This is a genomic window from Klebsiella sp. C239 (genome assembly GCF_048822715.1).
Classification (GTDB): domain Bacteria; phylum Pseudomonadota; class Gammaproteobacteria; order Enterobacterales; family Enterobacteriaceae; genus Klebsiella; species Klebsiella quasipneumoniae.
In genome coordinates this window covers 1,045,306-1,059,116 of sequence record NZ_JBMEZK010000001.1, presented here as the reverse complement: position 1 = coordinate 1,059,116, position 13,811 = coordinate 1,045,306, and the positions used below count along the sequence as shown (strand labels likewise).

General features: G+C 56.1%; 16 protein-coding genes. 9 read left to right on the top strand and 7 right to left on the bottom strand.

Annotation, left to right across the window (positions count from 1 at the left end):
* Positions 1 to 133: 133 nt before the first annotated feature.
* The 6 genes from rsxD to gstA all read left to right on the top strand — a co-directional run bounded on the left by rsxD (position 134) and on the right by gstA (position 5,979).
* Positions 134 to 1,186, top strand: a complete 1,053-nt coding sequence (rsxD, locus tag ACOI6Z_RS05085; RefSeq protein WP_048335890.1) for an electron transport complex subunit RsxD — start codon at positions 134 to 136, stop codon at positions 1,184 to 1,186.
* Between the two features lie 10 nt (positions 1,187 to 1,196).
* Entirely contained in the window at positions 1,197 to 1,817 is a 621-nt protein-coding gene (gene rsxG / locus ACOI6Z_RS05080; RefSeq protein ID WP_032453110.1) for an electron transport complex subunit RsxG, read from the top strand.
* A 2-nt stretch (positions 1,818 to 1,819) separates the two neighbouring features.
* On the top strand, positions 1,820 to 2,518 hold the full coding sequence (locus tag ACOI6Z_RS05075; RefSeq protein WP_023289925.1) for an electron transport complex subunit E: 699 nt from the start codon (positions 1,820 to 1,822) through the stop codon (positions 2,516 to 2,518).
* Position 2,519: 1 nt separating this feature from the next.
* Positions 2,520 to 3,155: an endonuclease III gene (gene nth / locus ACOI6Z_RS05070; protein ID WP_023289926.1), complete on the top strand. Its 636-nt coding sequence runs from the start codon at positions 2,520 to 2,522 to the stop codon at positions 3,153 to 3,155.
* A 602-nt stretch (positions 3,156 to 3,757) separates the two neighbouring features.
* The gene (dtpA, locus tag ACOI6Z_RS05065; RefSeq protein ID WP_023289927.1) at positions 3,758 to 5,263 is read left to right on the top strand and encodes a dipeptide/tripeptide permease DtpA; all 1,506 of its coding nucleotides are present in this window, start codon (positions 3,758 to 3,760) and stop codon (positions 5,261 to 5,263) included.
* A gap of 110 nt (positions 5,264 to 5,373) precedes the next feature.
* Positions 5,374 to 5,979, top strand: coding sequence for a glutathione transferase GstA (gstA, locus tag ACOI6Z_RS05060; RefSeq protein ID WP_032453112.1), 606 nt, complete (start codon positions 5,374 to 5,376; stop codon positions 5,977 to 5,979).
* Positions 5,980 to 6,021: 42 nt separating this feature from the next.
* On the opposite strand, the gene pdxY is transcribed toward gstA, so the two are convergent.
* The 6 genes from pdxY to anmK all read right to left on the bottom strand — a co-directional run bounded on the left by pdxY (position 6,022) and on the right by anmK (position 10,597).
* Positions 6,022 to 6,882, bottom strand: coding sequence for a pyridoxal kinase PdxY (pdxY, locus tag ACOI6Z_RS05055; protein ID WP_023289928.1), 861 nt, complete (start codon positions 6,880 to 6,882; stop codon positions 6,022 to 6,024).
* Positions 6,883 to 6,943: 61 nt separating this feature from the next.
* Entirely contained in the window at positions 6,944 to 8,218 is a 1,275-nt protein-coding gene (gene tyrS, locus ACOI6Z_RS05050; RefSeq protein WP_004175868.1) for a tyrosine--tRNA ligase, read from the bottom strand.
* Positions 8,205 to 8,342 carry a hypothetical protein gene (locus ACOI6Z_RS05045; protein WP_017901085.1) on the bottom strand — a complete coding sequence of 46 codons (138 nt, stop codon included), beginning with the start codon at positions 8,340 to 8,342 and terminating at the stop codon, positions 8,205 to 8,207. Before ACOI6Z_RS05045 ends, tyrS begins: the two co-directional genes overlap by 14 nt.
* Positions 8,343 to 8,999, bottom strand: a complete 657-nt coding sequence (gene pdxH / locus ACOI6Z_RS05040) for a pyridoxamine 5'-phosphate oxidase (RefSeq protein WP_025710831.1) — start codon at positions 8,997 to 8,999, stop codon at positions 8,343 to 8,345.
* Positions 9,000 to 9,056: 57 nt separating this feature from the next.
* Complete coding sequence (gene mliC, locus ACOI6Z_RS05035; RefSeq protein WP_032428867.1) at positions 9,057 to 9,380, bottom strand: C-type lysozyme inhibitor; 324 nt, start codon at positions 9,378 to 9,380, stop codon at positions 9,057 to 9,059.
* Positions 9,381 to 9,472: 92 nt separating this feature from the next.
* A complete protein-coding gene (gene anmK, locus ACOI6Z_RS05030; RefSeq protein WP_065812562.1) occupies positions 9,473 to 10,597 on the bottom strand; it encodes an anhydro-N-acetylmuramic acid kinase in 1,125 nt (374 codons plus the stop codon).
* 268 nt (positions 10,598 to 10,865) lie between these two features.
* Here anmK and slyB point away from each other — a divergent pair, with 268 nt between their 5' ends.
* Both slyB and ACOI6Z_RS05020 read left to right on the top strand, forming a co-directional pair.
* The gene (gene slyB, locus ACOI6Z_RS05025) at positions 10,866 to 11,333 is read left to right on the top strand and encodes an outer membrane lipoprotein SlyB (protein ID WP_002907749.1); all 468 of its coding nucleotides are present in this window, start codon (positions 10,866 to 10,868) and stop codon (positions 11,331 to 11,333) included.
* Between the two features lie 224 nt (positions 11,334 to 11,557).
* A complete protein-coding gene (locus tag ACOI6Z_RS05020; RefSeq protein ID WP_420687018.1) occupies positions 11,558 to 12,919 on the top strand; it encodes an MASE4 domain-containing protein in 1,362 nt (453 codons plus the stop codon).
* Positions 12,920 to 12,953: 34 nt separating this feature from the next.
* On the opposite strand, the gene slyA is transcribed toward ACOI6Z_RS05020, so the two are convergent.
* Entirely contained in the window at positions 12,954 to 13,394 is a 441-nt protein-coding gene (slyA, locus tag ACOI6Z_RS05015; protein ID WP_004143833.1) for a transcriptional regulator SlyA, read from the bottom strand.
* Positions 13,395 to 13,566: 172 nt separating this feature from the next.
* Here slyA and ACOI6Z_RS05010 point away from each other — a divergent pair, with 172 nt between their 5' ends.
* The gene (locus tag ACOI6Z_RS05010; protein WP_032453115.1) at positions 13,567 to 13,803 is read left to right on the top strand and encodes a DUF1656 domain-containing protein; all 237 of its coding nucleotides are present in this window, start codon (positions 13,567 to 13,569) and stop codon (positions 13,801 to 13,803) included.
* Positions 13,804 to 13,811 lie beyond the last annotated feature (8 nt).

Below are 13,811 nucleotides of genomic sequence, written 5' to 3'. Positions count from 1 at the left end.
TGAACAGCAGGCCGCCCAGGCGGAAATCGCGTCAACCGCAGCCAATGACGACCCACGCAAAGCGGCCGTCGCCGCGGCGATCGCCCGCGTTCAGGCGCGCAAAGCAACACAGCAGGCAGTTAACGAGGAATAAATGGTTTTCAGAATCGCAAGCTCCCCCTATACCCATAACCAGCGGCAGACTTCGCGCATTATGCTGCTGGTGCTGCTCGCCGCCGTGCCTGGCATTGTGGTCCAGACATGGTTTTTCGGCTGGGGCACCGTCCTGCAGATTGTCCTCGCCGCTCTGACGGCCTGGGCAATGGAAGCCGCTATTCTCAAACTGCGCAAACAGCCTGTTGCGTCCACCCTGAGGGATAACTCCGCCCTGCTCACTGGCCTGCTGCTGGCGGTGAGTATTCCGCCGCTGGCCCCCTGGTGGATGGTGGTGCTCGGCACCGCCTTTGCCATAGTGATCGCCAAGCAGTTGTACGGTGGACTCGGCCATAACCCCTTCAACCCGGCGATGATCGGCTACGTCGTGCTGCTGATTTCGTTCCCGGTGCAGATGACCTCCTGGCTGCCTTCATACGAGATTGCCGCCCATATCCCGGCGTTCAGCGATACGCTGCAGATGATCTTTACCGGTCATACCGCCGCCGGAGGCGACATGGCCAGCCTGCGGCTGGGTATCGACGGCATCAGCCAGGCAACCCCGCTGGATACCTTCAAAACCTCCCTGCATGCCGGACATAGCGTCCAGCAGGTACTGCAGTTGCCGGTTTACGGCGGCGTTCTGGCGGGCCTGGGCTGGCAGTGGGTGAATATCGCCTGGCTGGCGGGCGGACTGTTTCTGCTGTGGCAGAAAGCGATCCGCTGGCATATCCCGGTCAGCTTCCTCGTCAGCCTTGGCCTGTGCGCGACCCTCGGCTGGATCTTCTCGCCGCAGAGTCTGGCCTCGCCGCAGATGCATTTGCTCTCCGGAGCCACCATGCTTGGCGCCTTCTTTATTCTGACCGACCCGGTGACGGCTTCGACAACCAACCGCGGCCGTCTGATCTTTGGCGCCCTCGCCGGCCTGTTGGTGTGGCTTATTCGCAGCTTCGGCGGTTACCCGGACGGCGTGGCGTTTGCCGTTCTGCTGGCGAATATTACCGTGCCGCTGATCGATTACTACACGCGCCCGCGCGTGTATGGCCACCGTTGAGAGAGCGAAGATGTTAAAAACCATGCGAAAACACGGCGTCACGCTGGCGCTGTTTGCCGCCGGCTCCACCGGGCTAACGGCGGCGATCAATGAGTTGACCAAAAGCACCATCGACCAGCAGGCGGCCCAGCAGCAGAAAGCGTTATTCGACCAGGTTTTACCTGCCGACCGCTATAATAACGATCTGCTCAAGAGCTGCTATCTGGTCAGCGCCCCGGCGCTGGGCAAAGGCCAGCATAAAGTGTGGATAGCCAAAAATAACGACCAGCCGATCGGCGCGGTCATGGAAGCCACCGCGCCGGATGGCTATTCCGGAGCGATCCAGCTGCTGGTGGCCGCCGATTTTAGCGGCACGGTCCTCGGCACCCGCGTGACCGAGCATCATGAAACCCCGGGTCTGGGGGATAAAATCGAGCTGCGCCTGTCGGACTGGATCACCCATTTTACCGGGAAAGTCATCCACGGCCAGGGCGACAGCCACTGGGCGGTCAAAAAAGACGGCGGCGATTTTGACCAGTTCACCGGCGCCACCATCACCCCCCGGGCGGTGGTCAATGCCGTTAAGCGCGCAGGCCTGTATGCACAAACGCTGCCTGCGCAACTTCCTGAATTCAGCGCCTGTGGAGAGTAACCATGAGCGAAGTTAAAGACGTCATCGTCCAGGGTCTGTGGAAAAACAACTCCGCTCTGGTTCAGCTGTTAGGGATGTGTCCCCTGCTGGCGGTCACCTCAACCGCCACCAACGCCCTTGGGCTGGGTCTGGCGACGACCCTGGTGTTGACCCTGACCAACCTGACCATCTCCAGCCTGCGCCGCTGGACCCCGGCGGAGATTCGGATCCCGATCTACGTGATGATTATCGCCTCGGTGGTGAGCGTGGTGCAGATGCTGATCAACGCCTATGCGTTCGGTCTGTATCAGTCGCTGGGGATTTTCATCCCGCTTATCGTCACCAACTGCATCGTGGTGGGCCGCGCCGAAGCCTTTGCCGCCAAAAAAGGACCGGCGCTGTCGGCGCTGGACGGCTTCTCTATCGGTATGGGGGCCACCTGCGCGATGTTCGTGCTGGGCTCCCTGCGCGAAATCCTCGGCAATGGCACGCTGTTTGACGGCGCCGACAGCCTGCTTGGCAGTTGGGCAAAGGTCCTGCGCATCGAGGTTTTCCATACAGACACTCCTTTCCTGCTGGCTATGCTGCCGCCAGGCGCCTTTATTGGCCTCGGCATGATGCTGGCGGTAAAATACCTTATCGATGAACGTAGCAAGCAGCGGAAGGCGCAGGCGGCCCGGGCCGACTCTGTCGCACCGTCTGACGCGACAGGGAAAGCGTAATATGAACAAAGCAAAACGCCTGGCGATCCTTACCAGGCTGCGGGACAACGATCCCCACCCCACCACCGAGCTGCACTTCAGCTCGCCGTTTGAGCTGCTGATTGCCGTCCTGCTCTCGGCGCAGGCGACCGACGTGAGCGTCAATAAAGCGACAGCCAAACTCTACCCGGTGGCCAATACGCCCGCGGCGATGCTGGCGCTGGGGGTGGAGGGCGTGAAATCCTATATCAAAACCATCGGCCTGTTTAACAGCAAAGCGGAAAACGTCATCAAAACCTGCCGGATCCTGCTGGAGCAGCACAACGGCGAGGTACCGGAGGACAGAGCGGCCCTGGAGGCGTTGCCCGGCGTGGGCCGCAAAACCGCCAACGTGGTGCTAAATACCGCCTTTGGCTGGCCGACGATCGCCGTGGACACCCATATCTTCCGCGTTTGCAACCGGACGCAATTCGCCCCCGGGAAAAACGTCGAACAGGTGGAAGAGAAGCTACTGAAGGTGGTTCCCGCCGAGTTTAAGGTCGACTGCCATCACTGGCTTATTCTGCACGGCCGTTACACCTGTATCGCTCGCAAGCCGCGCTGTGGCTCCTGCCTGATTGAAGACCTTTGCGAATTCAAAGACAAAGTTTACGCCTGATCGTCTTACTCACGACCATAGCCTAACTTTAGGTTATGGTCCGCATTTAGCTATTTAACCCGCCGTTAACACCACATAAACCGCATTTTCATGGGCTAATATCCGGTTATATAACAAACAACCAGCTCATTCATTTTTTAGCGGCGCAAAATTTCTATGCATTTGTGATCCAGATCATGCTCGCAACTCGATGTTGAAAGAATGTTATTAAAATGGAAATAAAAGTCAGGCAATACAACGGCTGTTCAAGGATCACCAGGATAATAAGCCATGAATTTTTAGGATAATGGACCATATCACTGCTTTATTGCGCAATCAGTAGAATATATCGCCTTTACTAGAAAAATGGGCGAATCAAAAAGATAAAAATAGCAGCGATAACGTAACGGTGAAATTTAACTCTGGATAACATTCATATGACCGGAGCATTATACCGCCCTGATTATGTGTAACAGATTATTACAAAGGCCTTGCCTGATGCGCCAGGATAGTGAACATTACCTGCCGTTTTCCCTCCAAGAATAACTATAAAGGCGGCGGTCCAACGAGATTGCGCCCCGAACACCCCCCAGTAAATATGGGATGTAAAAAAAGAGGTATATGTGTCTACTGCAAACAATAAACCAGCAGAAAGCGTGAGTCTGAACGCTTTCAAACAACCACGCGCGTTCTATCTCATTTTCTCGATCGAGTTGTGGGAGCGTTTTGGTTACTACGGCCTGCAAGGGATCATGGCCGTTTACCTGGTAAAACAGCTGGGTATGTCGGAAGCGGATTCCATTACTCTGTTCTCCTCCTTTAGCGCGCTGGTTTATGGCCTGGTCGCCATTGGCGGCTGGCTGGGCGATAAAGTGCTGGGTACCAAACGCGTCATTATGCTGGGCGCTATCGTGCTGGCCATCGGCTATGCGCTGGTCGCCTGGTCCGGTCATGACGCCGCTATCGTCTATATGGGTATGGCGACTATCGCCGTCGGTAACGGCCTGTTTAAAGCCAACCCGTCTTCCCTGCTTTCTACCTGCTATGACAAAAACGATCCGCGTCTGGACGGTGCATTTACCATGTACTACATGTCCATCAACATCGGTTCGTTCTTCTCGATGCTGGCAACTCCGTGGCTGGCCGCGCGTTTCGGCTGGAGCGTCGCCTTCGCCCTGAGCGTGGTGGGGATGGTGATCACCATCATTAACTTCGCCTTCTGCCAGAAATGGGTGAAACAGTACGGTTCGAAACCGGACTTTGCCCCGGTGCATATGGGTAAACTGCTGGCGACCATCGCTGGCGTGGTGGTGCTGGTCGCTATCGCTACCTGGCTGCTGCACAACCAGGGTATCGCACGCATGGCGCTGGGCGTCATCGCGCTGGGTATCGTGGTGATTTTCGCTAAAGAGGCGATGGGCCTGAAAGGCGCCGCGCGTCGCAAAATGATCGTCGCCTTCCTGCTGATGGTAGAAGCGATCGTCTTCTTCGTACTATACAGCCAGATGCCGACCTCTCTGAACTTCTTTGCTATCCGCAACGTGGAGCACTCGATCCTCGGCCTCGCCTTCGAGCCGGAACAGTATCAGGCGCTGAACCCGTTCTGGATCATGATTGGTAGCCCTATTCTGGCCGCCATCTATAACAAGATGGGCGACCGCCTGCCGATGCCGCACAAGTTCGCTATCGGTATGGTGCTGTGCTCCGGCGCGTTCCTCGTCCTGCCTTTAGGGGCGAAGTTCGCCAGCGACGCCGGTATCGTCTCGGTTAACTGGCTGATTCTGAGCTACGCGCTGCAGTCTATCGGTGAGCTGATGATTTCCGGCCTCGGCCTGGCGATGGTCGCTCAGCTGGTTCCCCAGCGTCTGATGGGCTTCATTATGGGCAGCTGGTTCCTCACCACCGCCGGTGCGGCAATCATCGCCGGGAAAATCGCCAACCTGATGGCAGTACCGGAAAACGTCACCGATCCGCTGGTGTCGCTGGAAGTGTATGGCCACGTGTTCCTGCAGATCGGTATCGTCACCGCGGTCATCGCCGCCCTGATGCTGCTGACCGCGCCGAAGCTGAACCGAATGACTCAGGACGACAGCGCGGACGTAAAAGCACGCGAAACCGCGGCAGCCTGACGCCGCAGGGAAAACCAATTATTTTTAAGCCGCTAACGTTAGGTTAGCGGCTTTTTTTTTACCCCTGGCGGGACTAACATACAGAAAACTGCAGCCACGAGGAGTAACGCATGAAACTGTTCTACAAACCCGGCGCCTGTTCCCTCGCCTCACACATCGCCCTGCGCGAAAGCGGCCTGGATTTCACTTTGCAGAGCGTGGATCTGGCAAGGAAACAGCTGGAAAACGGGGAAGATTATCTGCTGATCAACCCGAAAGGTCAGGTGCCGGCGCTGCTGCTGGATGATGACATCCTGCTTACTGAGGGCGTGGCTATTATGCAGTACATCGCCGATCAGGTGCCGGACCGCCATCTTCTGGCGCCCGTGGGCTCCGTTGCCCGTTACCAGACCCTGGAATGGCTGAACTACGTCGCTACCGAACTGCATAAAGGCTTTACGCCGCTGTTCCGCCCGGACACCCCGGAGGACTATAAGCCCGTTGCGCGCGCGTTGCTCGAGAAAAAACTGCAGTACGTGGATGCCTCGCTGGCGGATAAACAGTGGCTCACCGGCCATCGCTTCACTATCGCCGATGGTTATCTGTTCACGGTGCTGCGCTGGGGCTATGCGATTAAACTGGATATGGCCGCCTGTAGTCATATCGGCAGCTGGATGGCGCAGGTGGCGGCGCGTCCGGCAGTGGCTGACGCACTGGCAGCGGAAGGCTTAAAGTAAGACCAGAGACTGCCCGGCGCTCTGCCGGGCAGAGTCGGAAAGTTACAGTCGGGTGGCGCTGAAGCAGTGCTCCGGCACAGCAATACGATCCTGCGCCGCCACCACCTGCAGTTCATACTCCTGCATGTTTTTGGTGGTCAACATGATCTCGTACACTGCGGCGGTGACGTGCTCAAGCGCGTCGCGCAGGCTGGCTCCCTGCAGCAGTTTCACCAGCAGCAGACCGCTGGTCACATCGCCAACGCCCACCGGCTGACGCAGGCCAAAATCCACCAGCGGCCGGCTGATATGCCAGGCTTCATCTGCGGTCACCAGCAGCATCTCAAAACGGTCCATGCTCATGCCGGCGCGGGAAAGATGCTTAACCAGCACCACCTCCGGCCCCTGGGCAATCAGCTCCCGCGCGGCGGCCACCGCCTCGCTCACGCTGGCGACCGGATGACCGCAGAGGATCTCCAGCTCCACCAGATTAGGCGCAATGATATCGCTGGCCGGCAGCGCATAGCGCACGTGGAACTCCGCCACGCCCGGGGCGACGATGCAGCCCTTCTCCGGATGGCCCATCACCGGGTCACAAAAATACTTCGCCGCCGGATTGGCCGCTTTTACCTGACGCACGATGCCCAGGATATGCTCGCCCTGTTCAGCAGAGCCGAGATAGCCGCTCAGTACCGCATCACAGGTCTGCAGCTTATCGATAGCGGCGATGCCCTGGACGATCTCCGTCAGGTGCGAAGGCGGCATCACACAGCCGGTCCATTTGCCGTACTGCGTGTGGTTAGAGAACTGTACGGTATTGAGGGGCCAGACATTGGCGCCCAGGCGGCGCATCGGGAACTCGGCGGCACTGTTGCCGGCGTGGCCAAACACAACGTGAGACTGAATGGCGAGGATGTTCTTCATTTTCTTACCACAACCCTAAAAAGAAAAAGGGCGTGGTTTCCCACGCCCTGGTAGTATTTTTTTATTTCCAGCAGACCAGGCAGTAATTCTTCTTACCGCGGCGCAGCAAGGTGTAGCGGCCGAACAGGCGATCGCTGTCGGCAAAAACATATTCCGGATCGGCCTGTTTTTCACCGTTGATGGTCACTGCGTTAGAGGCGACGGTTTTACGCGCCTGACCGCGGGACGGCTGCAGCTCGGAATCCACCAGCGCCTGCAACAGATCGGCGCCCTTTTCCATCTCAATCATCGGCACGCCGTCCTGAGCAAGCTGTTCGAAGTCAGCTTCGCTCAGGTCGCTCAGGTTGCCGTTGAACAGGCTCTCGGTAATGCGTTTCGCCGCTTCCAGGCCCTCTTCGCCGTGCACCAGACGCGTCACCTGCTCTGCCAGCACGTACTGGGCGCGCGGCGCTTTACCGCTGTTTTTATCTTCTTCTTCCAGGGCATTGATCTCTGCGATGTCCATAAAGGTGAAGAACTTGAGGAAGCGATAGACATCAGCATCCGCGGTGTTGATCCAGAACTGGTAGAATTTATACGGACTGGTCTTTTTCGGATCCAGCCACACGGCGCCGCCTTCGGTTTTGCCGAACTTGGTGCCGTCCGCTTTGGTAATCAGCGGCACGGTGAGGCCAAACACCTGGTTCTGGTGCAGACGACGCGTCAGATCGATACCGGAGGTAATGTTGCCCCACTGGTCGGAGCCGCCAATCTGCAGCGCCACGCCGTGCAGCTTGTTCAGGCAGGCGAAGTCGTAACCCTGCAGCAGATTGTAGGAGAACTCGGTAAAGGAGATGCCCTGATCGTCACGATTCAGGCGCTGCTTCACCGCTTCTTTGTTGATCATCTGGTTAACAGAGAAGTGTTTACCAATATCGCGCAGGAAGGTCAGCACGTTCATGCTGCCAAACCAGTCATAGTTGTTCGCCGCGATCGCCGAGTTGTCGCCGCAGTCAAAATCAAGGAACGGGGCTACCTGTTTGCGGATTTTATCCACCCACTCCTGCACGGTATCCTCGGTATTAAGCTTACGCTCAGCGGCTTTAAAGCTTGGGTCGCCAATCAGACCGGTAGCGCCGCCCACCAGCGCCACAGGTTTATGACCTGCCTGCTGGAAGCGTTTCAGGCATAACAATGGAACAAGATGCCCCAAATGCAAGCTGTCAGCGGTAGGATCGAAGCCGCAATAGAGCGCGATCGGGCCTTGCGCCAGTCGCTCTGCTAACGCTTCCTCGTCCGTCACCTGGGCTACCAGCCCCCGCTCTTGCAATTGTTTAATCAAGTTACTGCTTGCCATCAAATTCTCCATGTATAAACGACTGCACCTCTGCCGGTACACGACTTTTCGCCAGATGCGAAAAGTACATAGAATAAAGCGCCGGCCCTTTCAGCGCCAGCGCTTCGATAACTAATTTCGGCAATTACGGTGCCAGGCGGTCGATTTTCCAGGCGCCGTTATCGCGCTGGTATAAAAAGCGATCGTGCAGGCGATGTTCGCCCCCCTGCCAGAACTCCATCTGCTCGATGCTGACGCGGAATCCGCCCCAGAAACTCGGCAGCGGCACTTCACCCTGCTGGAATTTCTGCTTCAGCTCGAGGAATTTGCTCTCCAGAATACCGCGGGCAGAGATCCGGCTCGACTGCTTCGAGACCCAGGCGCCGATCTGGCTGTCACGCGGGCGGCTGTGGAAATATTTGACCACCTCCAGCGTCGACAGGCGTTCCGCTTTGCCGATCACCATCACCTGGCGCTCCAGCATATGCCACGGAAACAGCAGGCTGACCTGCGGGTTATTTTCAATCTGATGGGCTTTGCGGCTGCCGAGGTTGGTATAAAACACCAGCCCTTTTTCGTCGTAATGCTTAAGCAGCACAATGCGCTGATAGGGTTGGCCGCGCTCATCGACGGTGGCAACCACCATGGCCGTTGGGTCGGCGAGTTTCGCGTCGCAGGCCTGACGCAGCCAGCGCTCAAACAGCGGCAGAGGTTCAGCAGGAAGATCGTGGCGACGCAAACCGCCACGGGTGTATTCACGGCGCAAGTGCGCGATTTGCTGGAGTTCGTCGTTATCAGACATGGCCATTGAGGATATAGTCAAAAGGTGGCGTTATTGTGCGCCCCCCGGACAGAAATCTCAACGTTTGGCGGTCTGCAGCTGGCAGTTATCGAGGACGATGCGGTCGCGCTTATAGACGGTGGCGGTATCGCCTTTCGACCAGAAGACATAGACGCCGTCGGTGTAGCGCGCGCCGGAAGCCGACAGCCCCTCTGACAGATTCAGCTGCTGATTGTCATAGATAAAACTAACCTGCTGGCGTTGGTTATTGCGATGGACCGTCAACGGTTTCTGGTCGCATTGATACTCCAGCGTGTCCGTCTGCATCCGCTCGACAAACTGGTTGTAATAGCTACAGCCCGCCAGCATAAAAGGTACAACTGCGATAAGAATTTTTTTCATTCGTTTGCCTTCGACTTTCCCGGTCACGGAGGGCACTCCGCCCTCCGTTTAACTTGTCCAGTTTACCGGTCGCGTCGTCTTTAAGATTTCAGTTAACTCCGATTCTGCGGCGGGTTAGCAGGGAAAATAGCGCCCAGCACCGTGGCTTCGCTGGCGCCGGTCACGGAGGGCAGATTACCCGGCAGGCCGGCGATCGTGCGCCAGGCCAGCCAGGCAAAGGCCAGCGCTTCCATATCATCGCCGCTGATCCCCGCCTCATCGGTGGTGGAGACTTCGGTTCCCGGCAGCAGGGCCGCCAGGCGCGCCATTAACAATGGGTTACGCGCGCCGCCGCCGCACACTAACAAACGCTCGCAGCCGCCGCTTAACAATACCTGCTCACTGATGGTCACGGCGGTTAATTCCGCGAGCGTTGCCTGCACATCCTGCCCGCGCAGCCCAGGATAACGAGCCAGATGCTGCTCCAGCCAGCCGTAATTGAAATATTCCCGACCGGTGCTTTTCGGCGCCGGCAGGGCAAACCATGGATCGCTCAGCATATCCTGCAGCAGCGGCAGGAGCACTTTGCCTTCGCTGGCCCATTGGGCGTCCTTATCGTACGGTTTGCCCTGCTGGCGCCAGATCCAGGCGTCCAGCAACATATTTCCCGGTCCGGTATCATAGCCCCGCACCGGCTGGCCCGGCACCAGCAGCGATACATTAGCGATCCCGCCGATATTGAGCACCATCCGCCGCTCAACGGGGTGCGCCAGCAGCGCATGATGGAATGCCGGCACCAGCGGCGCCCCTTGCCCGCCAAGCACCATATCCCGGCGACGAAAATCCCCCACCACGGTGACGCCGGTGTGGGCGGCGATCTGGTTGTTATCGCCAATTTGCATCGTATGCGGCGCGTCGCCCTGGGGTTCATGCCATACGGTCTGTCCATGGCAGCCGATGGCAATAACGTCGGTGGGTTTGAGCTTTTCCTGACGCATCAGCGCCAGCACGGCATCGGCAAACAGCCGTCCCAGTCGGGTGTCCAGACGACCTAGCTGTGAAAGGGTCAATGACTGGCCCTGGCAAATCGCCAGAATCTCTTCTTTTATCGCGTGTGGGATGGGCCAGGTGAGACTGGCCTGCTGCGCCACCATGTTTTCATTTATGGCAGCCAAAACGACATCGATACCATCAAGGCTGGTACCAGACATAACGCCAATAAAGCGACCCGATCTCATGCGTTGTTCCTTCATTCCATGACCCTTGTATGTCCTTCACTCCACCATAAAGTGTCCGCTAATGCTATGTTGTAATAATACTTTTTAACAATAGAGCGACAATTCAGAGAACATCGTAAAGAACCGGCGTTTAGTTAAGGTTGAAGCACCATTAATTATTATTTTTTGTATAGTCCGGAGAGAAGCTATGCCCGCCGACGACTAAATGCCATATAATTAACCGCATGGACGTTCAATTGAACACCTTCGGTGAACAGGAGATTCATAAATGATTTTACGTGTTTTGGCTGTATCGATGATTGGTTTCACGCTCGCAGGCTGCGTGAGCAGCAGCGGCCTGTCCGGCGATGTTTATTCCGCATCTGAAGCCAAACAGGTGCAGAGCGTGACATACGGTACCATCGTGCATACCCGCGCCGTACAGATCCAGAGCGGCGACGACAGCAATGCCATCGGGGCGATTGGCGGTGCGGTGCTGGGTGGGTTCCTCGGGAACACCATCGGCGGCGGTACCGGACGCTCTCTGGCCACAGCGGCAGGTGCGGTCGCGGGCGGCGTTGCCGGTCAGGGCGTGCAGGGCGCGATGAATAAAACCCAGGGCGTGGAACTGGAAATCCGTAAGGATGACGGCAATACCATTATGGTGGTGCAGAAACAGGGCAGCACCCCGTTCTCCGTGGGTCAGCGCGTGGCGATTGCCGGCAGCGGCAGCCAGGTCACCGTCTCTCCTCGATAATCCCTCTGACGATGCGGCCGATTATGCCGCATCGTATTATTCCTCTGCATTTATTACCCCCTAATAGCTTCGCATTAGCATTCAGACATCTTAATTTTTGAATTGCATTAATCATTGCGCCTGCGCAATATTTTATCAGTCATCCCCGACTACTCTTCTGCACATTACTCTTTTTATGTCGACGCAATATCGTTGCCCTTGCTTTTCCCTGTGGAATATTGTCTATGCCCAAACACATGAATCATGTCGTTAAACGTCTTATCGTTTATATTTGTATTTGTTTACTGGCCGGGGTCGGCATGACCGAGTTGATGGACTTTTTTCACACCAGATTCAACAGCACTTCATCTACACTATTTCCTCTGCTGACCAGTTTTCTGATGGTGTTTCATATCACTATTGCCTGTTTTATGGGCATGAAATACTGGAGCAGCAAGCGTCGCTTGTATCTGACCCCTGTCGCTTTCGCCTTTGCCTGTTCGGCGTTGCTGATGCTGGGCACGCTCAGCAGCTATCCGGACTGGCTCAGCTGCAATCCCTCTCCGGTGGTGAAACAAAACGACGCCGTCATATATTATTTCTTTCGCAATATAATGATGGCCGTCTTATTCATGTCATCAATTATTTTGTATTACTTCCGCCGGCGCATCATGCATTCCTGGAAAGCTCATGTAATGACTTTCGCGGCATGCATTGTTCTTACATTAACCATTATTTTTTTATCATGGCTGTACTCCAGCCACTCGCCGAAGCTGAGCATCAATTTTATCGACGACCTGAATCATACTTTCACCCCACTGCGGCAAAGTATTATCAGCTGGCTGCTGATGGCAGTCTGGTTTATCACGCTAATATTAATAATTTGCTTGAGCAAACTGCGCAATATTTTCTGGTATAGCGGCGCTTTTTTTTGCAGCGCATATTTGTTCACCCTCTTCCGACTGCTCTCTACCGTTGGGGAACTCGATCAGGCCTGGTATCAGGCGCGTTTTTTTGAAACGCTGTGCACCCTGTTCCTGATCCTGGTGCTGCTGGTCGACGTCTTTATCCTCTATCGGGAGTCTAACCACAAGTATGTCAACTCCTACCAGAATTCTATCCGCGACCCGCTGACCCGCCTCTATAACCGCAGCTTCTTCTATGACACCCTAAACCAGCAGCTGGCGAAGGTGAAGGCCCAGCATCCGCTGTCGGTGATTATCAGCGACCTCGACCATTTCAAACGCATCAACGATAACTACGGCCACATCGCCGGCGACAAGGTGATCCAATTTGCCGCCTCGGTGCTGGACAGCCATTCGCGCAAGGATGATGTCGCCGCCCGCATCGGCGGTGAGGAGTTTGCCCTGCTGCTGGTCAACACCTCAGAGAACGAGGCGCAGGCGATCGCCGAGCGCATCCGTCTGGCGGTCAGCGCCGAGCAGACCGCTCTGCCAGAGCGGATGACCATCAGCATGGGGGTGTATACCACCCATGACAGAAGTGTGACGGCGGAGGAGTGCGTCCAGCGTGCGGACGAAGCCATGTATGAAGCAAAAAACAGCGGACGTAACCGGGTGGTGATCTGGCGACGCCAGGGCGGGTAAAAAAAGGCCCGGGATAGCCCGGGCCGCAAAAGGATTAATCTTTTGCCTGGAGATCGAGGATATTTTGTTCAAGTTTACGAATTAAGTGGAGCAACGTCTCCACTTCCTGCTTCGAGACCCCCGAGAGGATTTCATCGCGGGTCTTGCCTATCACCTCTTCCATCTCATTGATCAGCGGTTCGGCTTTTTCAGTCAACTTGATGCGTTTGGCCCGCCGATCGCTTGCGCAGGTCTGGCGAGAAATAAGCCCTTTCTCCTCCAGCTGATCGAGCGTACGCACCAGCGACGGTTGTTCAATACCGATGGCTTTCGCCAGCTGGATCTGCGACTGCTCAGGCGGCAGCTGGTGGATGTTATGCAGCGTGACCCAGTGGGTCTGCGTTAACTCCAGAGGTTTCAGGCGATGGTCGATTAGCGCGCGCCAGACGCGAACTAAACGTGCCAGATCAGAACCAAGTGGCGATTCCAATTTCATCTCCTTATAATTAGCTTGCTAAGTTATTATACTGATTTTAGAATAGTGTGCAGCATTTGAATAATCAAAACAAATGAATTACTTGATTCAACAAAAACCAAAACAATGATTTACACTGTTAAAGAGTAGCACGTCCTGAGGTTATCCCTGTTATGGCAAAGGATTTTTGCTTGTGAAACTGAGTCTTAATTCATCCGGATTGCCGCTGCAGGACCTGATGTTCGGCGCATCCGTCTATTTCCCTCCGTTGTTCAAAGCCGTCTTGCTGGGCTTCTTTATCTGGCTGTTTTTACATCGCCAGCTGCGTGACTGGATGTATGCGGGCGACATCTGGCATCCCCTGCTGATGGATCTCTCCCTGTTCGCGCTCGCGGTCTGTCTGGCCCTGCTGTTATTGATTGCCTGGTGATCTACCTG